At 65.2% G+C, this 25,906-nt stretch carries 22 protein-coding genes; 12 read left to right on the forward strand and 10 right to left on the reverse strand.

Annotated features, from left to right (window positions below; translation table 11 throughout):
• The first annotated feature begins 80 nt into the window (after positions 1-80).
• The 7 genes from AB7008_RS06075 to AB7008_RS06105 all read left to right on the forward strand — a co-directional run bounded on the left by AB7008_RS06075 (position 81) and on the right by AB7008_RS06105 (position 6,541).
• Complete coding sequence (locus tag AB7008_RS06075; protein ID WP_028157420.1) at positions 81-1,082, forward strand: sulfate ABC transporter substrate-binding protein; 1,002 nt, start codon at positions 81-83, stop codon at positions 1,080-1,082.
• Between the two features lie 37 nt (positions 1,083-1,119).
• Positions 1,120-1,956, forward strand: a complete 837-nt coding sequence (cysT, locus tag AB7008_RS06080) for a sulfate ABC transporter permease subunit CysT (RefSeq protein ID WP_080584160.1) — start codon at positions 1,120-1,122, stop codon at positions 1,954-1,956.
• Between the two features lie 9 nt (positions 1,957-1,965).
• Complete coding sequence (gene cysW / locus AB7008_RS06085) at positions 1,966-2,877, forward strand: sulfate ABC transporter permease subunit CysW (RefSeq protein WP_441258634.1); 912 nt, start codon at positions 1,966-1,968, stop codon at positions 2,875-2,877.
• Positions 2,867-3,901: a sulfate/molybdate ABC transporter ATP-binding protein gene (locus AB7008_RS06090; RefSeq protein WP_014498183.1), complete on the forward strand. Its 1,035-nt coding sequence runs from the start codon at positions 2,867-2,869 to the stop codon at positions 3,899-3,901. The genes cysW and AB7008_RS06090 overlap by 11 nt, the downstream gene beginning before the upstream one ends.
• A gap of 92 nt (positions 3,902-3,993) precedes the next feature.
• Positions 3,994-4,497, forward strand: coding sequence for a CAP domain-containing protein (locus AB7008_RS06095; protein WP_248881416.1), 504 nt, complete (start codon positions 3,994-3,996; stop codon positions 4,495-4,497).
• A 78-nt stretch (positions 4,498-4,575) separates the two neighbouring features.
• On the forward strand, positions 4,576-5,751 hold the full coding sequence (locus AB7008_RS06100) for a DUF3734 domain-containing protein (RefSeq protein WP_028157422.1): 1,176 nt from the start codon (positions 4,576-4,578) through the stop codon (positions 5,749-5,751).
• A gap of 1 nt (position 5,752) precedes the next feature.
• Positions 5,753-6,541: a 3-hydroxybutyrate dehydrogenase gene (locus tag AB7008_RS06105; RefSeq protein WP_028157423.1), complete on the forward strand. Its 789-nt coding sequence runs from the start codon at positions 5,753-5,755 to the stop codon at positions 6,539-6,541.
• Between the two features lie 147 nt (positions 6,542-6,688).
• Here AB7008_RS06105 and AB7008_RS06110 read toward each other — a convergent pair whose 3' ends face one another.
• The 3 genes from AB7008_RS06110 to AB7008_RS06120 form a co-directional block, all read right to left on the reverse strand.
• Complete coding sequence (locus AB7008_RS06110; protein ID WP_441258635.1) at positions 6,689-7,513, reverse strand: sulfite exporter TauE/SafE family protein; 825 nt, start codon at positions 7,511-7,513, stop codon at positions 6,689-6,691.
• Between the two features lie 189 nt (positions 7,514-7,702).
• Positions 7,703-9,070 carry a flippase gene (locus tag AB7008_RS06115; RefSeq protein WP_441258636.1) on the reverse strand — a complete coding sequence of 456 codons (1,368 nt, stop codon included), beginning with the start codon at positions 9,068-9,070 and terminating at the stop codon, positions 7,703-7,705.
• Positions 9,071-9,428: 358 nt separating this feature from the next.
• Positions 9,429-10,271 (reverse strand): protein-disulfide reductase DsbD domain-containing protein, encoded by an 843-nt coding sequence (locus AB7008_RS06120; protein ID WP_248881420.1) that lies wholly within the window; start codon positions 10,269-10,271, stop codon positions 9,429-9,431.
• Between the two features lie 142 nt (positions 10,272-10,413).
• On the opposite strand from AB7008_RS06120, the gene AB7008_RS06125 reads away from it, so the two are divergent.
• Complete coding sequence (locus AB7008_RS06125) at positions 10,414-11,058, forward strand: YqgE/AlgH family protein (protein ID WP_014498176.1); 645 nt, start codon at positions 10,414-10,416, stop codon at positions 11,056-11,058.
• A gap of 239 nt (positions 11,059-11,297) precedes the next feature.
• Here AB7008_RS06125 and AB7008_RS06130 read toward each other — a convergent pair whose 3' ends face one another.
• Positions 11,298-12,185 (reverse strand): TauD/TfdA dioxygenase family protein, encoded by an 888-nt coding sequence (locus tag AB7008_RS06130; RefSeq protein ID WP_441258637.1) that lies wholly within the window; start codon positions 12,183-12,185, stop codon positions 11,298-11,300.
• Positions 12,186-12,387: 202 nt separating this feature from the next.
• The gene (locus tag AB7008_RS06135; protein ID WP_304492775.1) at positions 12,388-13,167 is read right to left on the reverse strand and encodes an SDR family NAD(P)-dependent oxidoreductase; all 780 of its coding nucleotides are present in this window, start codon (positions 13,165-13,167) and stop codon (positions 12,388-12,390) included.
• Between the two features lie 98 nt (positions 13,168-13,265).
• On the opposite strand from AB7008_RS06135, the gene AB7008_RS06140 reads away from it, so the two are divergent.
• Together AB7008_RS06140 and AB7008_RS06145 are read left to right on the forward strand one after the other, a co-directional pair.
• The gene (locus tag AB7008_RS06140) at positions 13,266-14,003 is read left to right on the forward strand and encodes an SDR family NAD(P)-dependent oxidoreductase (protein ID WP_028157429.1); all 738 of its coding nucleotides are present in this window, start codon (positions 13,266-13,268) and stop codon (positions 14,001-14,003) included.
• A gap of 130 nt (positions 14,004-14,133) precedes the next feature.
• Entirely contained in the window at positions 14,134-14,508 is a 375-nt protein-coding gene (locus AB7008_RS06145; protein WP_014498172.1) for a CsbD family protein, read from the forward strand.
• 188 nt (positions 14,509-14,696) lie between these two features.
• Here AB7008_RS06145 and AB7008_RS06150 read toward each other — a convergent pair whose 3' ends face one another.
• Both AB7008_RS06150 and AB7008_RS06155 read right to left on the reverse strand, forming a co-directional pair.
• On the reverse strand, positions 14,697-16,400 hold the full coding sequence (locus tag AB7008_RS06150) for an SGNH/GDSL hydrolase family protein (protein ID WP_248881422.1): 1,704 nt from the start codon (positions 16,398-16,400) through the stop codon (positions 14,697-14,699).
• Positions 16,401-16,571: 171 nt separating this feature from the next.
• The gene (locus AB7008_RS06155) at positions 16,572-17,903 is read right to left on the reverse strand and encodes a lytic murein transglycosylase (protein ID WP_304492777.1); all 1,332 of its coding nucleotides are present in this window, start codon (positions 17,901-17,903) and stop codon (positions 16,572-16,574) included.
• A gap of 253 nt (positions 17,904-18,156) precedes the next feature.
• Between AB7008_RS06155 and galU the strand changes: the two genes are divergently transcribed.
• The gene (gene galU, locus AB7008_RS06160; RefSeq protein WP_028157432.1) at positions 18,157-19,035 is read left to right on the forward strand and encodes a UTP--glucose-1-phosphate uridylyltransferase GalU; all 879 of its coding nucleotides are present in this window, start codon (positions 18,157-18,159) and stop codon (positions 19,033-19,035) included.
• A gap of 160 nt (positions 19,036-19,195) precedes the next feature.
• Here galU and AB7008_RS06165 read toward each other — a convergent pair whose 3' ends face one another.
• A complete protein-coding gene (locus AB7008_RS06165; protein ID WP_304492778.1) occupies positions 19,196-20,692 on the reverse strand; it encodes a sensor domain-containing diguanylate cyclase in 1,497 nt (498 codons plus the stop codon).
• 137 nt (positions 20,693-20,829) lie between these two features.
• On the opposite strand from AB7008_RS06165, the gene AB7008_RS06170 reads away from it, so the two are divergent.
• On the forward strand, positions 20,830-21,087 hold the full coding sequence (locus AB7008_RS06170; RefSeq protein ID WP_028170312.1) for a DUF7662 domain-containing protein: 258 nt from the start codon (positions 20,830-20,832) through the stop codon (positions 21,085-21,087).
• A 782-nt stretch (positions 21,088-21,869) separates the two neighbouring features.
• Here the strand turns inward: AB7008_RS06170 and AB7008_RS06175 are convergent.
• Positions 21,870-24,746 carry an EAL domain-containing protein gene (locus AB7008_RS06175; RefSeq protein ID WP_014498165.1) on the reverse strand — a complete coding sequence of 959 codons (2,877 nt, stop codon included), beginning with the start codon at positions 24,744-24,746 and terminating at the stop codon, positions 21,870-21,872.
• A gap of 154 nt (positions 24,747-24,900) precedes the next feature.
• Positions 24,901-25,899, reverse strand: coding sequence for an NAD(P)H-quinone oxidoreductase (locus tag AB7008_RS06180; protein WP_039158422.1), 999 nt, complete (start codon positions 25,897-25,899; stop codon positions 24,901-24,903).
• Between the last annotated feature and the right edge of the window lie 7 nt (positions 25,900-25,906).

Consider the following 25,906-nt stretch of genomic DNA (forward strand, 5'->3'; position numbering starts at 1 on the left):
TGACTTGAGAGCGTTTCGCCCCGAGTTATGCCCGCGTGCCATCGATGACGATGAGGTCGTCGAGGTGAATGGAGATGGACATGATGCGCCGTATCGTTCCGCTCGCGGCAGGGCTGCTCTTGACTGGATTGTTGGCGAGCTCGGCTCTCGCTGCTGACATCAATCTCTTGAACGTGTCGTACGATCCGACGCGCGAGCTCTATGCCGAGTTCAACAAGGCGTTCGCGAATGCCTATCAGAAGGAAACCGGCAAGAGCGTCGAGATCAAGCAGTCGCATGGCGGCAGCGGCTCGCAGGCGCGTGCCGTGATCGACGGATTGCAGGCCGATGTGGTGACGCTCGCGCTTGCCTATGACATCGACGCCGTCGCGAACAAGGGCCTCACCGCGACCGACTGGCAGAAGCGTCTGCCGCAGAATTCATCGCCCTATACCTCGACCATCGTGTTTCTGGTGCGCAAGGGCAATCCGAAGGGCATCAAGGACTGGGACGATCTGCTCAAGACCGGTGTCGCGGTGATCACGCCGAACCCGAAGACCTCCGGCGGGGCGCGCTGGAATTATCTCGCGGCCTGGGGCTTTGCCCAAAAGAAATACGGCTCGGCCGACAAGGCCAAGGACTTCATCGGAAAGCTCTACCAGCAGGTGCCGGTGCTCGACACCGGTGCGCGCGGCGCCACCGTGACCTTCGTCGAGCGCGGCGTCGGCGACGTGCTGCTGGCCTGGGAGAACGAGGCCTACCTCGCGCTGAAGGAATTCGGTCCGGAGAAGTTCGAGATCGTGGCGCCGCCGCAATCGATCCTCGCCGAGCCGCCGGTCGCGATCGTCGACAAGGTTGCCGATAAAAAAGGCACCCGCAACGCCGCCGATGCCTACCTCCAGTATTGGTATACCAAGGAAGGCCAAGAAATCGCCGCGCGCAATTTCTACCGTCCGCGCGACGCAGAGATCGCCAAGAAGTACGAAAACTCCTTCGCCAAGGTCGAACTGTTCACGATCGACAACGTTTTCGGCGGCTGGACCAAGGCGCAGAAGGAACATTTTGCCGACGGCGGCGTCTTTGATCAGATCTACAAGAACTGATCGGGCGCCGTCTTAGGAGGCTATAGCAGGGGGCCTGGTGAGCGCAGTTGCAGCACGACGACGGACTTTGCCGGGCTTCGGTCTCACGATGGGACTGACGCTTTCCTGGCTCTCCATCATCATCCTGATTCCGCTTGCCGGGCTGTTCCTGAAATCGCTGGAGCTTAGCCCCGAGCAATTCTGGAACATCCTGTCCAGCCGCCGCACCCTCAACGCCTTGCGCGTCTCCTTCGGCCTCGCCTTTGCGGCGGCCTGCGTCAATCTGGTCATGGGCAGCATCATCGTCTGGGCGCTGGTACGTTACCGCTTCCCCGGACGCCGGCTGTTCGACGCCATCGTCGACGTGCCGTTCGCGCTGCCGACGGCGGTCGCCGGCGTCGCGCTGACCGCGCTGTTTGCCGAGAAGGGCTGGCTGGGTGCGCCGCTCGCCGCGCTCGGCATCAAGGTGGCGTTCACGCCGATCGGCATCTTCGTCGCCATGATCTTCATCGGCATCCCCTTCGTGGTGCGCACCGTGCAGCCGGTGCTCCAGGACCTCGACCCCGAGATCGAGGAGGCCGCGGGCAGCCTCGGCGCCAGCCGCTGGCAGACCATCATCCGAGTGATCCTGCCCTCGCTCGGACCGGCGCTGCTCACCGGCCTCGCGCTCGCCTTCGCCCGTGCGGTCGGCGAATACGGCTCGGTGATTTTCATCGCCGGCAATCTGCCGAACGTGTCCGAGATCGCGCCGCTCCTGATCGTGATCCGGCTGTCCGAATTCCGCTATGCCGACGCGACCGCGATCGCCGTGGTCATGCTCGTCGTCTCCTTCGTCATCATCTTCGCCGTCAACCGGCTCCAGCGCTGGGCGCAGAGCCGGATTCCGGCGCGCTGAGGGCAGATCATGACGATGCAGATCGCAGATTCCGTCTCGCTGCCTTCGACCGATGCGCGCGCACGTGCACACGCCGCTGCGGCACGCGACAGCCTTCGCACCGAACCGCCCGCAATACGTATCGCCATCATCGCGCTGGCGGTGACCTTCCTCAGCGTCTTCGTCGTGCTGCCGCTGGTTCTGGTGTTCGCGCAGGCCTTTTCGAGAGGCGTTCTCGCCTATTTCTCCGCGCTTGCCGATCCGGAAGCGCTGGCTGCAATCAAGCTGACGCTGATCGTGGCGGCGATCTCGGTCGGCCTCAATCTCGTATTCGGTCTCGTCGCGGCATGGGCCATCGCCAAGTTCGAGTTTCGCGGCAAGACCTTCCTGATCACGCTGATCGACCTGCCGTTCTCGGTGAGCCCGGTGATCTCGGGCCTCGTCTTCGTGCTGCTGTTCGGTGCGCAGGGCTATTTCGGCAGCTGGCTTAGGGATCACGACATCCAGATCCTGTTCGCGGTGCCCGGCATCGTGCTCGCCACCACCTTCGTGACCTTCCCGTTCGTGGCGCGCGCGCTGATCCCCCTGATGCAGGAGCAGGGCACGCAGGAAGAGGAGGCCGCGATCTCGCTCGGCGCCTCGGGCCTGCAGACCTTCTTCCGCGTCACCCTGCCCAACATCAAATGGGGCGTGCTCTACGGCGTCCTGCTCTGCAACGCGCGCGCGATGGGCGAATTCGGCGCCGTGTCGGTGGTATCGGGACACATCCGCGGCGAGACCAACACCATGCCGCTGCTGGTCGAGATTCTCTACAACGAGTACCAGTTCGTTGCTGCGTTTGCGATCGCCTCGCTGCTGGCGATGCTGGCCCTGATCACGCTGATCGCCAAGACCGTTCTCGAACGTCACCTCGACGAAGGACACGACGCAAGTGACCATTGAAGTCAGGAATCTCGTCAAGCAGTTCGGCAGCTTCAAAGCCCTCGACGGCGTCGATCTCAAGGTCGACAATGGCGAGTTGCTGGCGCTGCTCGGGCCGTCCGGCTCCGGCAAGACCACGCTGCTGCGCATCATCGCCGGCCTCGACTGGCCCGATTCCGGCGAGGTCTCCTTCAATGGCGAGGATGCGCTGGCGCAGGGCGCGCGCGAACGGAACGTCGGCTTCGTGTTCCAGCACTACGCGCTGTTCCGCCACATGACGGTGTTCGAGAACGTCGCCTTCGGCCTGCGCGTGCAGCCGCGCGCCAGCCGCAAGGACGAGTCCACCATTCGTGCGCGCGTCAAGGAGCTGCTTGATCTCGTGCAGCTCGACTGGCTCGCCGACCGCTATCCGAGCCAGCTCTCCGGCGGCCAGCGCCAGCGCATCGCACTCGCCCGCGCGCTCGCGATCGAGCCGCGCATCCTCCTGCTCGACGAGCCCTTCGGCGCGCTCGATGCCAAGGTGCGCAAGGAGCTGCGCCGATGGCTGCGCTCGCTGCACCAGGAGATCAACGTCACCTCGATCTTCGTCACCCACGACCAGGAGGAGGCGCTCGAAGTCGCCAACCGCGTCGTGGTGATGGACAAGGGCAGGATCGAGCAGATCGGCTCGCCCGACGACGTCTATGAAAGCCCGGCGACCGCGTTCGTCCACGGCTTCATCGGCGAATCCATCGAGCTGCCGGTCCAGGTCGAAGGCGGCGTCATCAGGCTCGGCGACCGCCCACTCAATCTTGCAGCAGACGGCTTGGTGTCTGGCGCGTCAAAACTGTTCGTGCGGCGACATGACATGCTGGTCGGCCCGCCCGGAAGCGGTGCCTTCGAGGGCGCCGTGCAGCACGTCCGGAATTTCGGCCCGGTGCAGCGGGCCGAGGTGGCCCTGTCCGGCGGCGAGACCATCGAGATCGACGCCCCGCGCGACAGGGAACTTCGCGCCGGCGACACGATCGGCCTCGAACCGCGCCGCTACCGGATATTTGCGGGCTAGGCGCCGCGGCCAAACGCTCAAATCTTCCTCAATATTCACCTTTCAGCCACGGTTGGTATGCAACAACGGCCCCTCATTGGGGGCTCCTGAAAATGCGCGCCGCGGCCGCGATATCAATCACTTTGCTTCTCGCCGGCTGCGCCGGCAACGAAGCACCGGTCCAGCAGCCGACCATGTATGCCGACATGTCGGTCCCGGGCGCCAAGCTCGACGCGCAGGCGGCAGCGATCATGATCTCGCAATACCGCCAGAACAACGCCCTCGGCACCGTCGTGATCGACCCCGACCTGATGCGGCTCGCCGAATCCCAGTCCCAGGCCATGGCGGCGGCCAACAAGATGGACCATGACGTCCGCGCGCCGCTGGCCAAGCGCCTCAGCGCGGGCGGCTATCCGGCGACGGTGGCGGTCGAGAACGTCTCGGCGGGCTATCATACGCTGGCGGAAGCGTTTTCCGGCTGGCGCGACTCGCCTCCGCACCGCGCCAACATGCTCAAGAGCGGTGTCACAAAACTGGGCATCGCGGCGGGCTATGCTCCCGGCACCAAATACAAGGTGTTCTGGACCTTGATCCTGGCCTCGACCGACCCCCGATAAGCCAGACTTGATCCCGGGATGCATTGACGCCGCGGCGGACTGTCGCCACGGTGGCTCGCCTTTTGCTATTGTTCCCACATGACCGATCATAGCCCGGAAGTCGCAACAGTCCCCGCGAAGGCGCAGCGCGTCCTGGTCCTCCAGGGCGGTGGGGCGCTCGGCTCCTATCAGGCCGGCGCCTATCAGGCGCTGTGCCATTTCGACTTCGAGCCGGAATGGGTCGCCGGGATCTCGATCGGCGCGGTCAACGCCGCCATCATCGCCGGCAATGAGGGACACACCCGCATCAACCGGCTCAAGGAATTCTGGGAGATGGTGTCGGCGCCGGTGCCGTGGAAGCCGATCGGCAAGAGCGATCACAGCCGCGAGCTGTTCAATTCGACCAGTGCCGCATTGATCGCGACCTTCGGCGTGCCCGGTTTCTTCACGCCGCGCATTCCGCCCGCGCCGCTCTGGCCGCCCGGCAGCAAGCAGGCCGAGAGCTATTACGACACCGCGCCGCTGAAGAAGACGCTGGAGCGCCTGGTCGATTTCGACCGCATCAACGATCTGAAGACGCGCCTGTCGGTCGGCGCCGTCGGCGTCACTTCGGGCAACTTCAAATATTTCGACAATTACGAGTTCAAGAAGCTCGGCAAGACCATCGGCCCCGAGCACATCATGGCCTCCGGCGCGCTGCCGCCGGGCTTTCCGTCCGTCGTGATCGACGGCGAGCATTACTGGGACGGCGGCATCGCCTCCAACACGCCGCTCGACTACGTGCTCGATGCCGAGGTCGCTCGCGACATGCTGATCTTCCAGGTCGATCTGTTCAGCGCCCGCGGCGATCTGCCGAATTCGCTGCTCGAGGCGACCGAGCGCGAGAAGGACATCCGCTTCTCCAGCCGCACGCGGATGAACACCGACAAGAACAAGCAGCTGCACAACGCCCGCAGGGCCGTGCGCGACCTGATCGGCAAATTGCCGGACTATCTGAAGAACGATCCGTCCGTCGAATTCCTCGCGAAGGTGTCGCGCGAAAGCACCGTCACCGTGGTGCACCTGATCTATCGCAGCAAGAACTACGAATCCTCGTCGAAGGATTACGACTTCTCGCATGTCGCCATGGTCGAGCATTGGGAAGCCGGCGTGCGCGACGTGCATCTGTCGATGCGCCACAAGGACTGGCTCGAGCGGCCGCAGTCCGGCGAGACCATGGTGACCTACGATCTCACGGGGGACGTCACCGCGCCCCCGCCAAAAAGGAGCGAATAACATGGGTAGTCTGTCAGGCAAGAACGCCGTCGTGACCGGTTCGACCAGCGGCATCGGGCTCGCCTATGCGCGCGCCTTCGCCGCCGCCGGCGCCAATGTCGTCATCAACGGCTTCGGCTCGCCGGAAGACATCGAGAAGGAACGCGCCAAGATCGAGTCCGACTTCGGCGTGAAGGCGGTGTATTCGCCGGCCGACATGACCAAGCCCGCCGAGATCGCCGGGATGATCGCGCTCGGCGAGAAGTCGTTCGGCTCGGTCGACATCCTCGTCAACAATGCCGGCATCCAGTTCGTCTCGCCGATCGAGGAATTCCCGGTCGAGAAGTGGGACCAGATCATCGCGATCAACCTGTCCTCGGCTTTCCATGCCATCCGCGCGGCGGTGCCCGGCATGAAGAAGAAGGGCTGGGGCCGCATCATCAACACGGCGTCGGCGCACTCGCTGGTCGCCTCGCCCTTCAAGTCCGCCTATGTGTCGGCCAAGCACGGCATCGCCGGCCTGACCAAGACCGTGGCGCTCGAGGTCGCGACCCACAAGATCACCTGCAACTGCATCAGCCCCGGCTATGTCTGGACGCCGCTGGTGGAGAAGCAGATCCCCGACACGATGAAGGCGCGCAACCTCACGCGCGAGCAGGTCATCAACGACGTGCTGCTCGACGCGCAGCCGACCAAGGAGTTCGTCACCTCCGAGCAGGTCGCAGCGCTCGCGCTGTTCCTGTGCGGCGACGACGCCGCGCAGATCACCGGCACCAACCTGTCGATCGACGGCGGCTGGACGGCGGAGTAACGACCGGTGTCATGCCCCGGCTTGACCGGGGCATCCAGTACGCCGCGGCGGAAGTTACAAGAGCGCGTTCGCCAACGTTAGCTTCTGGAATGCTGGATCGCCCGGTCAGCCGGGCGATGACAGTGAGAGTGGGGTGCAACCCTCGGCCTAATGCGTCCAGGCCAGCGCTGTCACGATCGCGGACGACAGGTTCAGCTCCGCGAACATGATCTTGCCGGCGACCACGAACAGCACGCAGGCAAGCGTCAGCCGCAGCACCGTCTCGGGGACGCGCGTCGCACTGAGGCTGCCGACGATGATGCCGGGCAACGAGCCAAGCAGCAGCACGCCCATCAGGGCCCAATCGACGTCGCCGAGCGCCCAATGTCCGGCACCGGCCACCAGCGTCAGGGGCACCGCATGCGCGATGTCCGAGCCGACGATGGTCGCCATCGGCAGGCGCGGATAGAGCAGCAGCAGCACGGTGACGCCGACCGCGCCGGCACCGACGGACGAGATCGACACCAGCACGCCGAGCACGATGCCGGTGACGATGGTCGCGATCGCCGTGGCACGATCGTCGACACATTCCAGCCGGCCGCGATAGCGCTCCATGAGGGCCTTGCGGAAGATCAGCGAGGTCGCGGTCAGCAGCAGTGCAAAGCACAGCACCAGATTGACCAGGCTGCGCTCGGCATCGCTCCTGAGGTCGAGCTTCCACAGCACGAGCAGCGTCAGCGCGCTCGCCGGGATGCTGCCGCAGGCGAGCCGCAGCACGGCGGGCCAGTGCACGCTCCGCGACCAGCCATGCACCACGCTGCCGCCGGTCTTGGTGGCGGCGGCATAGAGCAGGTCGGTGCCGACGGCGGTGGAGGGGTGGATGCCGAACAGCAGGATCAGCAGCGGCGTCATCAGCGAACCGCCACCCACGCCGGTCATCCCGACAAGCAGGCCGACGCCGAATCCGGAGGCGACATAGAGCGGATCAATCATGTCTGGGAATCTTAGGTTTATCTCGTCGGTTGGGCAATATGACGTAGAATAAAATTTCCCTGAAGCGCAACCGCTTGGGTTGAATAAGAAAAATCTTGCTACATACTGCGGGCGGGGAGGGGGTTTCAGTCGCCGCCGCGCAAGGCGCGAAACAGCCATTCTCCAGGCCGGCAACCCGGGTGGCGGCGCCTATTTGCCAAACGCCAGCACGTGCAGGCCGAGCCGCCGGCGCACGATCCAGAACAGCAGCACTGTCTCGAATGTCAGCGAGATCGAGGTCGCGGCCGCGGCGCCGTGACCGCCGAAGCGTGGCACCAGCGCGATGCAGAGCACGAGGTTCATCACGAAGGCCAGCGCGTAGGCCAGCGCACAGATCTTCTGCTGACCGAGCATGTTGAGCAGGCGCTCGACCGGTCCAATCGCGGCGCGCACCACGAGGCCGATCGCGGCGACGAACATGATGTCGTAGCCGACCGTGAATTGCGGGCCGAACAGCCAGAGCAGCGGCTTGCCAAGCGCAAGCAGCACGATCGTCGCCGCCAGCGACGGCCAGAACGTCCAGTTGATGGCATGCGCGACATAGGCCGACAGGCGCGCCTTGTCGCCGAGCGCGTTGTATTCGGCGAAGCGATGCGCCGTGGTCGCCGACATCGCGTAGTGGATGAACGAGACCAAAGCGAGCGTCTTCACCACCGCGAAATAGACACCGACCTCGTCCGATGGGCGGAACTGCTGAAGCACCAGCACGTCGGTATAGGACAGCAGCAGGTAAAAGCTCTCGACCAGCAGGATCGGCAGCGAGACGGCGAGCCAGCCGCTGATGTCGTAGGTCTTGGGGCCGGGCTCGATGTGATCGGCGAGCCTGCGGTTCAGCACCACCATCTGCCCGGTCATCGCGATCCACACCGCGCCGGCGCTCGCGACCATCGCGGCGACCGCGCCGAGATGATAGCCGAGCAGGAAGGCAGCGGCGGTGATGCCGATGATCAGCGCCTGGCGGATGATGAATTGCGGCATCAGACCGAGCCGCATCCAGTCATGCGAGCGCGCGATGCCGTCCTGGGTGTTGGCGACGACGAAGGCGGGCAGCGTCATGCAGCCGATATAGAGCGGCAGCACCTCGGCCGGATCGATCCAGGGCGACAGCAGCTTGACGATTCCGGCGAGCCCAAGCGACACCAGCGTGGACGCGGCAAAGGTCAGCCAGCGGCTGCCGGAGAGAAAGCCGCGCAGCAGCGCATGCTCGCCGCTGGTGCGATACTCGGGAATGATCTTTTGCGCGGACGCCGAGATGCCGAAATCCATCATGCTGCCGAGTAGCAGCACCCAGGTCCAGACATAGACATAGATGCCGTAGTCGGACGTCCCCATCCAGCGCGCGAGCAGAACTTGCGAGACATAGGCAAGGCCCGCGCTGATCACCCGGATGATGAAGATGGTGCCCGCCAAGCGCCGCGTCAGCGACGCTTCGTTCGATCCGCCCGTCAGCTTCGCGCGCAGCCGCGCGATGAGGCCGGCAGGTCCGGTCGTTGCGGGTTCTGCATCCATCACGGCCAATTCGAGATCCCCAGGGCGTCCGTATCAGGCGTCCCGCATGTTGCGGCAGGCCTGATGCGGTAGCCCTTGGGGGATTAGCAACCATTCGTTAAGATTGGGTTGGGTGAGGCATGCTGTCGCTCCAGCCTAGCTGTCCTCCCCGCCTAGTGCGCAATTGCGCACGGGGGGCGGGGACCCATAACCCCAGGGAGAAGTTGTTGCGCCCACAGGTAACCACGAGTCTTCGCCAAACCACACCCTGTGGGTATGGGTCCCGGGCTCGCGCGTTGCGCGCCCCGGGACGACAGCTGAATGTGGGGCGCTAGCAGAGCAACTCGCTCGCCGCTATCCAGGCCTTCGCTGGGACGATAGCTCCGGCTCACTCCAAATTCGTATTGAACTCGTACGATTTCTCGGGCGCGACGAGCGTAAACTTCAGCGCCGCTCCGTCGGGCTTGGCGCCCGGCGGCAGTCCGTCGAGCTCGAAGGAAAATCGTTGCACGCCGGGCGGGCCGCCGCGCTCGACCGGCGCCGGGATCGGCAACGCCCAATCGGGCGTCGGCCCTTCCACGAACAAATTGACGCCGCGGCTATCGGGCACGACCACATCGACCACGACATTCTTGGGCCCGTCGCGCCTGACGTCGCGGATGGTCAGCGGATTGGGATCACCGATCGTGGCAGGCTTCGGCACGGTGTCGAGCGCGGCACGCAGATTGGCGTCCTCGGTCGAGGCGACGTTGTTGAAGCCGAGCTCGACATTGGCCTCGACGGGAACGCAGAGCTTCTCGCACACGGCATAGTTGATCTCGGCGCGCAGCGTCACCGGCTTGTCGGGCGCCTTGGGCACGATGCGCAGAGGCAGCACGATCTGGCCGTGATAGCCGATCGAATGCCCACCCGCGCCGTCATCGAATTTCAGCGGCGCCGGCCACATCACCGTCACCGCTTCGACATTGTCCGATTTCGAGAAATCGAACCGCGGCGGAACGCCGGAATCGCCGGGGATACGCCAGTAGGTCTTCCATCCCTGCTGGAGCTGGAAGGCGATACCGCCGAGCAGGACGGCGCCGCTGCGCGATCCCGCCAGCAATCGCACTGCGGAATGACCGTCGCGCTGCCAGGGCGAAGCGTCGTCGGCGCGGGCGGCAAGCGCAATCGACGACGCAAGCAGGGTTGTTGCGACGCCAATCGCCGCATGCAGGGGAACTCTTGTCAGCATGGCACGTCTTTACAGGGTCGCCCCTGGGCAAACCATTGAATTGCTTGTGATGGATGCACCTGAATCAAGTCTAGGCAAGCCTTGATTTGACAGCGGCCCGGCCCGACATCAGGATAGGAATTGAAACCGGAGTGCTTCACCGATGGCTCCCACAGGCAAAAGGACGGGCGAAAGCACCCGCAGCGCGGCTCCCGCGCTCCCCAGTTCGGCCGGTTATCTCGACGGTCGGCTCCTGATCGCGATGCCCGTGATGGGTGATGAGCGCTTCGAGCGCTCGGTGATCTATCTTTGTGCGCATTCCGCCGAGGGCGCGATGGGCATCATCGTCAATCATCCCGCCGGCAGCATCGACTTCCCCGAGCTCCTGCAGCAGCTCGGCATCATCAAGAAGGGCGAGCACATCAAGCTGCCGGAGAACGCCGAAAGCATGAAGGTGCTGCGCGGCGGGCCGGTCGATACCGGCCGCGGCTTCGTGCTGCATTCCAGCGATTTCTACATCGAGAACGCGACGCTCCGGATCGACGACGGCGTCTGCCTCACCGCGACCGTCGACATCCTGCGGGCGATCGCCAACGGCTCCGGCCCGAAGCACGCCATCCTCGCGCTTGGTTATGCCGGCTGGGCGCCGGGCCAGCTCGAGACGGAAATCCAGAGCAATGGCTGGCTGCATTGCGATGCGGATTCGGATTTGATCTTCGGCGACGATGTCGACGAGAAGTACGGCCGCGCGCTGCGCAAGATCGGCATCGATCCCGGGATGCTATCCAACGAGGCGGGACACGCGTAACTGTTGCGCCAACCTCCGCTGTCGTCCCGGACAAGCGGAGCTTCTGGCAACGCGTAGCGTTGTCCAGAACGGAGCGCAGATCCGGGACCCATAACCCCAGGAAGTCGTTGTTGAAGCGGGCTGGTCACCACTAGTCTTCGCCAAACCACGGCCTGTGGTTATGGGTCCCGGATCTGCGCTTCGCTTTGCTACGCTTGTCCGGGACGACGGCGGAATTTGTGGCTACTCCAATGCCGCGCCTATTCCGCTGCCTGCTGCTGTACCGTCGGCTCTGTCCCCGCCACCGTCGCGCGCCGCATGTCGCGGGGCTGGGACTGGTCGTAGCGGCGGACGCGATGCATGGTCTGGCGGTTGTCCCACATCACGAGATCATGCAGCTTCCATTTGTGGACGTAGACAAACTCGGCCTGCGTCGCATGCTCGTTCAGATCGCGCAGCAGCAGCCGGCCTTCGGGGACGCTCATGCTGACGATCCTGCCGGCATGCGATGAAAGATAGAGCGACTTGCGGCGATGCACTGGGTGCGTCCGCACCAGCCGTTGCAGCACCGGCTTGAACATCTGTTTTTCGTCGTCGGTGTATTCAGTGAAGCCGAGCGATCCCCGCGAATACATCAGCGAGTGCTCGCAGACGAGATCCTCGATCTCCGCCTTGGTGTCGTCATCGAGCGCGTCATAGGCCGCGCGCATGTCCGCGAACTCGGTATTGCCGCCCTTCGGGTTCACCACCCGCGCCGACAGCAGCGAGAATTTTGCGGGGATCGGGCGAAACGAGCTGTCCGAATGCCACAGGCAGTTGCCGAGATTGAACAGATGCGCGCGGCTGTCCTTCGCCAGCGGCTTGCCATCCTTGCCGAGATTGGAGACGTCGTTGAGGCCCGATTGGAGCCGGTAGTCCTTCTCCTTGGTCACGGTGCCGCCGCGCGCGTCCTCGCGCTGGCCGAAATTCAGCGCGAAGGCCATCTGCTGCTCGTCGGTGATGTCCTGGTCGTGGAAGACCAGCACCGCATATTTGTCCATGGCAGCCTCGACCTCGCGCGCCTCGGCCTCGGTGAGAGGCTTTTGCAGGTCGAGGCCGGAAACCTCGCCGACAAAATGTGTCTGAAGCTGCCGGATGGCGATCGTCATGGTGTTTCTCCCGCGAACCGCGAGCGGTTGGTCCCGCTCTGCCCGTGAAAAAGCTACTCTCGCACTAGCAGATGTCAACGCTTGCCACGCATGGTAGCCCGTAGCCCGGATGGAGCGCAGCGTAATCCGGGGTTCTTGCCCCGCGGAAAGACCTTCCCGGATTGCGCTACGCTCCATCCGGGCTACGCGCCTTTGATACCTCTCACGCGTTGCGCGCCATCAGCCCGCCATCCACCGGGATCACCGCGCCGGTGAGGAAAGAGGCCGCCGGCAGGCACAGGCTGAGCGTCATATGCGCGACCTCCTCGGGGTCGCCGTAACGGCCGAGTGCAGTGCGGCGCTTGGCGTAGATGGTCTTGTGCTCTTCGGAGATGCGGTCGGTGATGGCGGTGCGGATCGGGCCCGGGCAGATGCAGTTGACCGTGATGCCCTCGCGGCCGAGCTCGACGGCGAGCGAGCGCGTGAGGCTCGCCACGCCACCCTTCGCTGCCGAATAGGGGCTGTGCAATGCGGTGGCGCCGAGCGCCTCGGTCGAGGCGATGTTGACGATGCGCGGGCTCTTCGACTTGCGCAGGTGCGGCAGCGCAGCGCGGATGATACGCGGATGCGCCGTCAGCATCACCGCGATGCCCCTGGCCCAGGCATCTTCGTAAGCCTCGTCGTCGATCGCGACGCGCACGGAGATGCCGGCATTGTTGACGATGATGTCGAGCCCGCTGAAATGCGCCGCGACATCGCCAACCACGCGCTTGATCTCGCCGCCATCGGCGACATCGAGCTTCCACGCCTTCGCTGATCCGGCGTTCGCTGCAATATCCCTGGCAACGGACAGCGCGCCCTGTTCATCAAAGTCGGTGACGGCGACGTTCGCGCCTTCAGCGGCGAACACGCGCGCGGTCGCGCGCCCCATGCCGCTCGCCGCGCCCGTGACGAGAACGGTCAGGCCCTTCACCGACCGGCTGAGCTCCTTGAATTCGGACATGCCGTTTCCTCGCGTCTCTTGTTTCTTGTTATGAGATGGACAAGGCTGGCATCGATCCGCAGACAGGTCAAACAAGCAAAACAAAAGGGGAGGCCGCGATGGCGAACGAGCTCGATTTCTCAGGCAAGCAGGTGCTGGTGGTCGGCGGTTCCAGCGGCATCGGCAACGGCATCGCGCAAGCCTTTCGCGCCAGGGGCGCGCAAGTTGCAGTCTGCGGCACGCGTGCTCACGCAACGGAATATTCAGCTGGGGAAGGCTCCGATCTCACGGGGCTCGCTTATGCACAGCTCGATGTCAGCAATGCCGGCGCGATCGAGGCGTTCGATCCGTCGTTCGACCGGCTCGACATCCTGGTGCTCGCGCAGGGCGCGGTGCTCTATCGCCGCGGCGAGTTCGAGATGGCCGGCTTCCGCAAGGTCGTCGAGGTCAATCTGATGAGCCTGATGGCCTGCGCGACGCGGTTTCACTCCATGCTGCGCGATAGCAAGGGCGCGCTGATCATGGTGTCCTCGACCGCAGCCTATCATTCCACCATGGGCAATCCCGCCTACAACGCCTCGAAGACCGGCGCAGTCGGATTGACGCGGACGCTGGGCGAGGCCTGGGCCGAGGACGGCATCCGCGTCAACGGTATCGCACCCGGCCTCGTCGACACCAAGATGACGAAGGTGACCACCGACAATCCCAAGCGGCTCGAAGGCGCGTTGTCACGCATTCCGCTGCGGCGATTGGGCACGCCGGCTGACATGGCGGGCGCGGCGCTGTTCCTGGCCTCGCCGCTGTCGTCCTACATCATTGGCCAGACGCTGGTGGTCGATGGCGGGCTCATCCTGTAGCCCGGATGGAGCGACTGGTCCGCCCGGAGAGCGCAGGCGGAAGCGTAGTCCGGCCTACACACTTTCGCAGAAGCTTGGAACCGCACTGCTCCTGATCGGTTACTTGGGCTGACCCCCGAGGAGGAGCAACATGGACAAGGATCGGATCGTCGGATCGGCCAAGGAATTCGCTGGGCGCGCAGAAAGCGCCGTCGGTGATCTCGCTGGCGATGCGCAGACACAGGCGTCAGGCAAGGCGCGGGAAGCCGCCGGCACCGTGCAGAACCTCTACGGCCAGGCCAAGGATGCCGTGCGCGACGCCGGCGAGACGGCGGCGGGCTACGCCAAGGATGCCTACGACAAGCCGGCCGAGACCTTGCGCGACGGTTCGCAGGCGCTTGCCAAGAAGGTACAGGACAATCCGCTCGGTGCGCTGCTGATCGCCGGCGGGATCGGCTTCGCACTCGCGCTTCTGATGTCGCGTCCGGCCCGTCGCCCGCCGCCGCGCTGGCGCTATTACGGCTGAGCCAAAGCTCCCGTCTCTCGTGCCCCGGACGCAATGCGGCCTGGGCGATGCGTAGCATCGTCCGGTAAAGCCGCTTTGCTGAGCCGGGGCCCATTCTTTTGTGAGTGCTGCAATGCTGGGTCCCGGCTCTGCGCAGCAGCGTTACGCGCTGCAGCGCGTCCGGGACACGAGATCTCAATTCAGAAAAACTACCGGAACATCTCCGCCGATCGCCCGACGTTGCCAGGCGGGCGCGGGATCGCGGGATTGGGATTCGGATTGCGCGGCGCCGGCGCGAATTGACGCGGCGGCGGCTGCGGAGAGCCGAAGCCGAAGAAATCGCGGAACGACGGCGATGCCTGGGCCGGCTGCTGCGGCTGCTGCACCACCGGCGGCTTCTTCGGCGCGAGTCTGGGCGGCGCGATCGCGGCGGCGGCGCTTGGCGTACCGGGAGCCGCAGCACCACCATCCGGCGTCGTCGCAGCCATCGGCGTATCGCCCTTGGCCTGCTCGCGGCCGACTTCGCGGCGCGGCCAGGCATAATCATCGGCACGGCCGGCGGGGGCGGCCAGTGGCTCACCCTTCACCATCGTCTTCGCGGCGAGCGCATCGACGGCGGCGGGACGTGAACCCGGTCCGCCCAGCAATTGATCGGTCGAGATCGAGGCCGCTACCAGCGGCACGATCGGGCCCGCCAGCGGCCGCGGCGCGGGCTTGCCGGGCTCGGCGCTGGTGTCGGGGGTCGCAGGCTCGCTCGGCAACGCAATCGGGCCGGAGCGTCCGGCGAGCAGGCGCGTGATCTCGCGCTCGACATAGTGGGCGAGCTTGCGTGCGCCGGCCTTTGTGAAATAGACGCCGTCATAGCTGCGGAGCTGGCGGATCTGGCCTTCGAAGTCCGGGCCCTTCTGGAGGAAGCGGCCGGCTTCGTCGACAAAGCCGTCCCAGACATCGACATAGGTGATGCCGGCCTTGGCCGCGCCTTCGCGATAGAGCGAATCCAGGAACAGCATGTCCGCCGTGCCCTTGGGGCCGCGGATCGCGGGCAGGCCGACCCAGAGCACCGGCACACCCTTGGACTTGAGGACGTTGGCCAGCTCCTCGATCTTCTTGCCGTAGAGCTCGACCCAGCGCTCGTCGCGGAATTCGTAGAGGCCGTTCGGGTTGCGCGCGGTCTTCTCGGGCGCTGCGGCCGCCGGGGTGTCGGCGTTGTCGGCGTCGTCCTGCGGCAGGTCGGCGTCGGCGGGCTTGTCGTCCGGCTTGGCGGCGGAATCAGGTTTGGCGTCGCCGGCCTTGTCGCCTGGCTTGCCTTGCGGCTTGGCGCGCGCGCCCTTGTCGTTCTTCCTGTCCTTGTCCGTCGCCTTGTCGGGCGCGGCCTCGCGGATCGAGATGCGGTCGTTGAGGCCGAGCATGACGACGATGACGTCGGGCTTCTCGGTCTCGAGGATGCCTTTCGCTGCCCCCGCCCAGTCCGCGGGCTCACCCTTCGGCTGGTACTTGATCAGCCCGGACGTGGTCTTGTGCTTGCGGATCACGCCCATGTCGGGCTGCTCGGTGTAGGCGTCTTCGAGGCCGTAGGCGAGCCAGTCGGCCATGGCGTCGCCGATCACCAGCACGTTCTTGTCGGGCGTCGTGTCGCGCTTGCTAGGTGCCGGCGCGCGCGAAAAATCCTGGCGCGGCGCCTGCGGCTGTTGCTGCTGGAACGGCGCGAAGAAATCGCCGCCGAACCAGCCGCCGCCTCCACCGTTCCGTGGTGGCGGGGCCTGCCGCTGCGGCGGGCCGCCGAAGCCGGGGAAGTTGAAGAACTGCGCCGAGGCGGGTCCCGCGACCGACACCAGGATCGCAAGCGCCGTCCCCAGCGCGATCAACGGGCCGGTCTCGGTCAGCGCCTTGAAGAAAGACTTTGGCTTCGACATGCGATCTCAGGCACGCGCAATGGGGATTGGGACAGGCTCGATATAATAGCGGAATCCGGCGCCAAACGGGCAGATTCTCTTCGCAGATTCTTCCGCCATACACCGGGGAACAGCCGTCCCGGTCAAGGTGATCGGGCAAAATCCCTGTTCAGGGTTACTTTCGGGGCGGTTTTACCGCCCGCGGAGCCGATCCAGCACGTCGGAGGAGGCAAATCCGTCGGCGGGGACCCCGATCGAGGCCTGGAAATTGCGCAGCGCCTCCCGGGTCTGGCCGCCGAACTGGCCGTCCGGGGTACCCTTGTAGAAGCCGCGCTGGGCCAGCAGTTGCTGGAGTTCCAGCCGCTCGGTGCGGGACAGCTCGCGCTCCTGCCGCGGCCAGGGCTGCACGAAGGGCTGGCCGCCGCGCAGGCGGTCGGCAAAATGGCCGATCGCCAGCGCATAAGCCTCGGCCGGGTTGTACTTCATGATGACGCGGTAATTCTGCAGCATCAGGAAGCCCGGGCCCTGCGCCCCGGCGGGGGCGAGCAGATAGGCTTTCTCGGCCGGATGCGGGAAGGGCTGGTTGGCCGGGCGCTTGAGCCCGAGCTTCTCCCACTGCGCCATCGTCATCGCCTTGGCGCGATCGGCCAGCATGTAGTTGAAGCCCTGGGGCACCACGACCTCGTAGCCCCAGGTCTGGCCGGCCTGCCAGCCGTCCTTCTTCAGATTGTTGGCGGTCGAGGCGATCAGATCGCTGGGATTGTCGACGACGTCGCGCCGTCCGTCGCCATCGCCATCCACGGCAAAGCGCTTGAACGCGGTCGGCATGAACTGGGTCGGGCCGAAGGCACCGGCCCAGGAGCCGCGCATCTGCTCAGGCCTGAGATCGCCGCGGTTGAGGATCTCCAGCGCGGAGAGAAACTCGTCCTTGAAATAGGCCTGGCGGCGGCCGATGCAGGCGAGCGTCGCGGTCGATTGCAGCACGCTGCGGTCGCCCATCTGCGTCGAGTAATTGGACTCGATGCCCCAGATCGAGGCGATGATATAGCGGTCGACGCCGGTGGCCTTTTCGGTGGCGTCGAACTGCGCCTTGTATTTGGCGAGGACCTCGCGGCCCTTGGCGAGGCGGTTGTCGTTCACGAGGATGTCGAGATAGTCCCAGATCGATTTGGTGAATTCCGGCTGCGAATCCATCAGGTCCATGATGCGCAGGTCGGGTGTGAGCCCGGCCGTTAAGCGCTGGAAATTCTCCTGCGTGATGTTGCGGCGTGCGGCATCGGGCCACATCCCCGCGACGCAATTGTTGAAGTTGGCGGCCGCTTCGCGGATCGCGGCGGCCGTCATCAGCGGATGACCGGAGGCGCCGTCCTCGCCGGTCCAGGGCAGCGCGCCGCCGGGGCCGGGCGGGGCTTGCGAGGGCGCCGGATTCGGGCCGGAGAAAATGCCACCGAACAGGTTCGACAGACCGTTCTGCGCCTGGGCGTTCGCGCTGACAGGCAGCAGCACAGCGGTCGCAAGCATCATTGCGCCGGTCACAAATCCAGCACGTTTCGCCAGCGCTGCCACTGATTGCATCATACCCTACCTGTCCGGCCGAAAATCCGCCTTCAGGAGGCCCGGTACCGGTTGCCAATAGCTTAACAAAGGTGAATTTTGGTGTCGGCCTTTTTCTCAACTCTGTGAGCGCGAGGCCCCACATCCGCCTTTGTTAGCGGCTGCAAACAAGCTAGCAAGATACCATTGCTCCCTTCACGTCCTCAGGTATTCGATCTGTCCCATGAAAATTCGCAAAGCCGTATTCCCCGTCGCCGGCCTCGGCACCCGCGTCCTGCCCGCCACCAAGGCGATGCCGAAGGAAATGCTGACCATCGTCGACAAGCCGCTGATCCAATACGTCTATGACGAGGCGAGGGAAGCCGGCATCGAGCATTTCATCTTCGTCACCGGCCGCAACAAAAACGTCATCGAAGATCATTTCGACAAGATGTTCGAGCTCGACGCGACGCTCGCCGCGCGCGGCAAGAAGGCCGAGCAGGACATCCTGGCGCAGAACCAGCCGGAGGCCGGCGCCGTCAGCTTCACCCGCCAGCAGGCGCCGCTCGGCCTCGGCCACGCGGTCTGGTGTGCGCGCGACATCGTCGGCAACGAGCCGTTCGCGGTCGTGCTGCCCGACGAGCTCGTGCTCAACACGACCGGCTGCCTGAAGCAGATGATCGAGACGGCTTCAACGCTCGGCGAAAAATCCAACGTCATCGCGGTCGAGGCGGTGCCCGATCATCTCACCCATCAATACGGCATCTGCGGCGTCGGCAAGCGCACCGGCAAGATGTTCGAGGTCGACGGCATGGTCGAGAAGCCGGCCAAGGGCACCGCGCCCTCCAATCTCTCCATCACCGGCCGCTATATCCTCCAGCCGGAGATCTTCAAGATCCTGGAGACCCAGGAGCGCGGCGCCGGCGGCGAGATCCAGCTCACCGACGCGATGATCGGCCTCGCCAAGTCGCAGAAATTCTACGGCGTCGAGTTCGAGGGCGAGCGCCATGATTGCGGCTCCAAGCCCGGCTTCCTCCGCGCCAACATCGCCTACGGCCTGAAGCGGCCGGAACTGCGTGATGGGCTCATTGCGGAGATGAAGAAGTATCTGGGGCAGTCATAGCCACACTCTCGGTGTCGTCCCGGACAAGCGAAGCGCAGATCCGGGACCCATGATCCCAGGGAGTAGTTTGGCGAAGACTCGTCGTTCGGGACTGCCACCTCCGACGATCGATAGATTCCGCGGTATGGGTCCCCGCGTTCGCGGGGACGACACTGAGGTCTCACGCCACCAGCGACAGCTTCGGAAGGCTCGCGACCACGGACTGGTTGCGGCCGCCGGCTTTCGCCGCATAGAGCGCCTTGTCGGCGGCGGCGACCAGGACCGGCCAGTCCAGGCCGCTGGTAGGAACCAAGCCCGCAATGCCGCAGGAGACCGTCGACGTCGCCTGGTCGTCGGACCAGCCCTGCACCTTGCCGCGGATCGTCTCGGCGATATTGAAGGCCTCGGCGGCCGAGGTGTTCGGCAGCAGCACCGCGAATTCCTCGCCGCCATAGCGCGCGGCGCAGTCGCCGGACCGCCGCACCGAATCGGAAATGCAGATGGCGATGCCGACCAGCACCTGGTCGCCGGCCTGATGGCCGAACGTGTCGTTGTAGGCCTTGAAGTGATCGGCATCGATCATCAGCAGTGCGATCGGCGTCTTCTGGCGCATCGCGCGGCGCCATTCGACGTCGATGACCTGGTCGAACTTGCGGCGGTTCTTCAAGCCGGTGAGCGCATCCGTCGTCGCCATCTCCTCGAGCTTGCGCTCGGCTTCGGCGCGCCGACTGATCTCGCGGGCGAGCACCAGCGTCGAGGCCAGCATGAACAGGATGAGCGCCAGGACCACGGCGCCGATGCGGTAGGCTTCCTTCTGCCAGAGCTCGAACACGGCGGCGAGCGGCTTGCCTGCCACCACGAACAGCGGACCCGGGCCGGTGCTGCGGACGTAGAGGCGCGGCGTCGCGTCCACCGGGCCCTGGCCCGCATAGGACCCGCCGGCCTTGAGATTGTCGGCCTTCCAGCTCTGCTGTGTCCCCAGATTCTTGCCGATGACGTCGAGATCGAACGGCCGCCGCATCATGATGGTGCGATCGCGCCTCAGCACGGTGATGGTATCATCGGGATCGAGGTTCAGGCGCTCGAACAATTCGTGGAAGTAGCTGAAGCGGATCGAGCCGGTGACGACCCCCAAGAAGCCGCCGTCGGTATCGCTGATGCGCCGGCTCAGCACGATGGAATAGGCGCCGCGGAACAGCATCGGACGGCTGATGAAGAGGCCGGCGTCGGGATCGTCGCGATGAACCCTGAAGTAATCCTCCTCGCTCCGGTTCTCCGGCGGGGGATCGAGCGTGGAGGCGTCGATGGTCAGCCTGCCTTCGGCATCGAACACCTGGATGGCGCCGAAGTGCCGCGCCGTGGTGGCGTGGTCGAACAGGATCAGGTGACGGATCGGCTTCGAGACCGCATTGATCTCCGGCAGCAGCATGTTGCTGGCGACCGCCTTCAGGGAGAGATCGTAGATCTCGATGTTGCGGCTGATATCTGCTTCGATGGAGGTGGCCAGATTGTCCAGCGTCTGGCGCGCGAGGGCCTCCTCGCCGCGGCGCATGTCCAGCATGACGTTGACGCAAATGGCGGAAAAGCCGATCACCGTCACGACGGACGATATGATCAGCAGCTTCGCCGAAATCCGCCACGGCCGGCGGGGCGTGACGTCGCGCCATCCAGATAGCATCGATTGCTCCCGACACTAGTGGATGCGCCCGAAATCTTGCGTAGTGTTTAAGCCGGGACGGCGCGATCGCAATGAGTTAAGAATTGGTTTCCGCAGGCATCGCTTTTGGGCAGCGGAGCTGGGACGAGAGGACGATTGTGAACGATTACGACGCGCTGCGGGATTATCTGATGCGGCAGAAGCAAACGGAATTCGTGCTGAGCTTCGAGCAGATCGAGGAGATCATCGGCGCGGCCCTGCCGCGTGCGGCGAATCGCGCCTCATGGTGGGACAGCCTCCGCAGCCCCGACATCCAGATGCCCCAGCGCGAAGCCTGTCTCGCCGCGGGGTTCGTCGCGACGCGGATGCCGGACGGCCAGAGCGTGCGGTTCACCAGGAAGAAGCAGCGCAGGTGAGCTGACGCTGCATGATTCTGCGCTGGCTAAGGGGGATTTTTGGCGCAGCCCTGATTGCAACAGGCAGCTGTTCGCGCTCGCCTTCGAGGCCCGCTACTGGCGCTGGCGCGACTGCTTCAATGAGCTCGGCCGCTGCTACGACCCGATCTCGCAGGATGTCTATCTCGAACAGGCCGGTTTGGTCTGGGGCAGCCTCGCCGCGATCTCGCTGCTGGTGGGGTTTGGTTTGGTCGCGGGGCTACGACGCAAGCCAGGATAGGCCAGCTGGACGCGCTGCGCCGCAAGCGCGAGACGGGGGGCGTTAGCCCAAATGTTTGGCCCACGTGTTTAGCCGACGTGTTCAGCCCAAGTGTAGAACCACGGCCTTCATTGGCGATTGCCGGGCCAGCGTTCGTCAGCGGCATGGGCTCGTATAAGGCAGCTGGCCGTCTGCCGGTCGCAGGTGCGGACGCATGTGTTCTGGCGTCCTCGAACGTCACCGGCCCCGCCGGTGTAGTTGGCACATGAGCCGAGGCAATTTGCGCCTCGATCCTCGCATCGTGCGGCTGTCACTGCTTCGGCCGAGGAGGCGAGGAACACTCCGGTGCCGATGAGGGTGATCGCGTAGAAAAGGTGCCGGCTCATCCGTGACTCCTGACAAAGACGCGCGTGGTCTGCTCATCCTGAGAACGGTCGAGCAGGGTCCATTGATCTGGATCAAGCCCGGCATCAGCGCGCCGGTGCGGCACCCCGCTCGCTTTGCGAGCGACCCTTTCCGGGAGGAGAGCGGAAGAAGATGAGCGCTAGCTCGCCGCTTCCAGCCGCACTTCCGTGAGCAGGCGCATCGCCGCGTCCGCGTCCATCGGCTCGCCGAACGCGAAGCCCTGCGCGTATTCGCAGCCCATCTGGTAGAGCTCGACCGCGTCGGAATCGGTCTCGGCGCCTTCCGCGACCACGTCCATGCCGAGATCATGCGCAAGCGCGATGATCGACTTCAGGATCACCGGACGGGTGCCGCGGTTGGTGGTGCGCACGAAGGACTGGTCGATCTTGATGGTGTCGAACGGGAAGCGCTGCAGATAGGCCAGCGAGGAATGGCCGGTGCCGAAATCGTCGAGCGACAGCCCGGTGCCGAGCTCGCGGATGCGCGTCAGCATCTGGGCTGCGTGCTCCGGGTTCTCCATCACCAGCGATTCCGTCAATTCCAGCTTCAGCGTGCCGCGGGCCACCGAGGAGCGCGACAGCACGGTGCGGATGTCGTGGATCAGATCGTGGCGCAGCAATTGCCGCGAGGAGACGTTGACGGAGGCGAAGATCGGCTCGCGCGAGCGCATCGCGCGTTGCCACACCGAAAGCTGCTTTGCGGTCTGGTCGAGCACGAACATGCCGAGGTCGACGATCAGGCCGGTCTCTTCCGCGATGCTGATGAATTCCGACGGCGCCATGCGTCCGAGCTTCGGATGATCCCAGCGCACCAGTGCCTCGAAGCCGGCGATCGAACGATCCTCCAGCCGCACGATCGGCTGGTACAGGATCGTGAGCTCCTGCCGCTCGATGGCGCGGCGCAGCTCGCTCTCCAGCGTCAGGCGGTCGGTCTTTCGCGCGCGCATCGCAGGCTTGTAGACGTCGATGCGGTCGCCGCCGATCCGCTTGGAATGATACATCGCAAGCTCGGCGTCCTTGATGATCTCGTCCGTCAACTGGGTCTGCGGATCGGAGAGCGCCAGCCCGATCGAGGCCGTGAGAAAAATCTCGCGGTCGTTGAAGGCGATCGGGGCGCGGATGGTCTTGCGGATGGTCTCGGCGAAGGCGGTGATGCGGGCAGGGTCCTGCTCCGAGAGCAGGATCAGGCCGAACTGGTCGCCGGCGAGCCGCGCCAGCGTGTCCTGCGGCTTCAGGATGCGGGTGAGGCGACGGGCCAGCGTCAGCAGGATCGAGTCGCCGACCGCGATGCCGACGGAATCGTTGACCTGCTTGAAGCGGTCGAGGTCGATCACCATCAGCGTCGGCCGCAGCGTCGGCATGGTCTTGGCGAAATGCGCGACCGCGCCGAGCCGGTCCATGAACAGTTTGCGGTTGGGCAGCCCGGTGAGGTTGTCATGCACGGAATCGTGCAGCAGGCGCTCCTCGGCGTTGCGCAGCTCGGTGACGTCGGTGAGCGTGCCGACGACGCGCGAGACCTCGCCGTCCGAGCCGACCACCGGGCGCGCCTTCAGCGCGAACCACATGAAATGACCGTCCGGCGTGCGCAGCCGGAAATCCTGCACCAGGCGGCCGCGGCGCTGGTCGAGCACGCTGTCGAGCGCGGCGCGGAACCGGTCCTGGTCGAGCGGATGCAGCACCTCGAGCCACGACGCCGCCGGGCCTTCCAGCGTGCCGCGCTTGAGGCCGAGCAGGGCTTCGGTCTCGGGGCTGGTGAACACCTTGTCGGCGGAGACGTCCCAGTCCCAGATCAGATCGCCGGAGCCGGCCAGCGCCAGTGCCCGCCGCTCGATGTCGGAGACAACGCCGGTGCTGGCGCCACCGCCGGCAAAGGCGTGCTGCATCACCGTGAAGCCGATCAGCATCACGATCAGCACGAGGCCGCCGAGCAGCGCCGGGCCGACGATGTCGTTGGTGACGGAGCCGGCGACCGTCATGCCGGCCGCGACCACCCAGACCACCAGCAGGAACCAGGTCGGGATCAGCAGCACCGCGCGGTCGAAGCCGTGGGTGGAGAGATAGACGATCAGCGCGAAGCCCGCGAAAGCGATCAGCACCAGCGAGATGCGCGCGATGCCGGACGCCACGGCCGGATCGAACAGGGCCAGCGCGACGAGGGAGCCGAGGAATGCGAGCCAGCCGACGGTGATGTGCGAATAGCGCACGTGCCATCGACTGAGGTTGAGATAGGCGAACAGGAACACCAGCAGCGTCGCCGCCAAAATCGCTTCGCCCGCCGCGCGCCAGATGCGCTCGGCGTTGTTCGACATGTCGAGCACCTTGCCCCAGAAGCCGAAATCGACGCCGATATAGACCAGCACCGCCCAAGCCAGCGCCGCGGCGGCCGGGAACATGATGCTGCCCTTCACCACGAACAGGATGGTGAGCACGAGCGCCAAAAGCCCGGAGATGCCGATCACGATGCCCTGGTACAGCGTGAAGGAGTTGACCTTGTCCTTGTAGGACTCGGGCTCCCACAGATAGAGCTGCGGCAGCTTGTCGGTGCGCAACTCCGCGACAAAGGTGACGACCGCGCCGGGATCAAGCGTGATGCGGAACACGTCGGCCGTCGCGCTCTCCTGGCGTTCCGGGCGGTCGCCGATCGACGGCGTGATGGTCGCGATGCGCGACAGCCCGAGGTCGGGCCAGAGCAGGCCCGACGAGACGATGCGGTAATGCGGGGCGACGATCAGGCGGTCGAGCTGGTCGTCGGTGTTGTTGGCGAGCGCGAACACCACCCAGTTCTGGCCGCCCTCGCGGGCGCGCACCTCGATGCGGCGGACGATGCCGTCGGTGCCGGGTGCAGTGGAGACCTGGATGCGATCGGCGTCACTGCGCTGATGCTCGAGCACGCCGGTGAGGTCGATCGCGGGCGCGTCGCCGCGGACGCTGACGGCATCCAGGGCGCGCGCCGGGGACGCGCCGACGAGAATCATGAGGCCCAGCGCTATGGGCGCGAGGCACCTGATCAGACGCAAGGTCGGTTCTCCGCGTTCGACGCAAACTCTTCAGTGCAAGGTGGTCAGTGCAAGGCGTTTTCCGAACGGAACAAGATGGTTCGGCGCGTCGCGATAGATGCCACGAAAGCGAGGAAAATCAAAGGGTTTCCGCCTTGCCTGATGGGCCGCTGGCCTAGACCTCCAACACAATTTTGCCAATATGTGCCGAGGTCTCCATGCGCCGGTGTGCGTCGGATGCCTTTTCCAGCGGGAAACTGCTGTCCATCAGCGGCTTGACGCGGCCTTCGCGCAACAGCGGCATCACTTTCGCCTCGATTGCGGCCACCATGGCCGCCTTGTCCGCATTACTACGGGGGCGCAAGGTCGACCCGGTATGGGTGAGGCGCTTCACCATTACCTTGGCGATGTTGACGCTGACCTTGGGGCCGTTGAGGGTTGCGATCTGCACGATGCGGCCGTCGACCGCCGCGGCATCATAGTTGCGGTCGACATACTCGCCGGCGACCATGTCGAGGATCAGGTTGGCGCCGGTATTGTTGGTCTCCGCCTTGACCACGGCGACGAAGTCCTCGGTCTTGTAGTTGATGGCGCGGTCGGCCCCGAGCTTGAGGCAGGCATCGATCTTGTCCTGCGATCCCACGGTGACGAACACTTTCGCGCCGAAGGCTTTCGCAAGCTGGATCGCCATGGTGCCGATGCCGGAGGAGCCGCCATGGATCAGCAGCGTCTCGCCGGCCTTCAGCCCGCCGCGCTCGAACACGTTGTGCCAGACCGTCATCAGGGTTTCCGGCAGCGCGCCGGCTTCCTTGATCGACAGTGCCGGCGGCACGCTCATCGCCTGGGCGTCCTGCGCGATGCAGTACTGCGCATAGCCGCCGCCGGCGACCAGCGACATCACCTTGTCGCCGATCTTGTGCCGTTTGGCGTTGCTGCCGACCGCCACCACTTCGCCAGCGATCTCGAGCCCCGGCAGGTCGCTGGCGCCGGGCGGCGGCGGATAGGCGCCGGAGCGCTGCGCCACGTCGGGTCGGTTGACGCCCGCGGCCTGCACCTTGACCAGGATCTCGTCGGGACCGGGCTGCGGAACGGCACGTTGTTCCGGCACCAGCACCTCCGGTCCGCCGGGCTTGGAGATGGCGACCACGGTCATTTGCGCGGGCAGCTTGTCCATGATGTGT

It is taken from the genome of Bradyrhizobium sp. 521_C7_N1_3 (genome assembly GCF_052075975.1).
GTDB lineage: Bacteria > Pseudomonadota > Alphaproteobacteria > Rhizobiales > Xanthobacteraceae > Bradyrhizobium > Bradyrhizobium japonicum.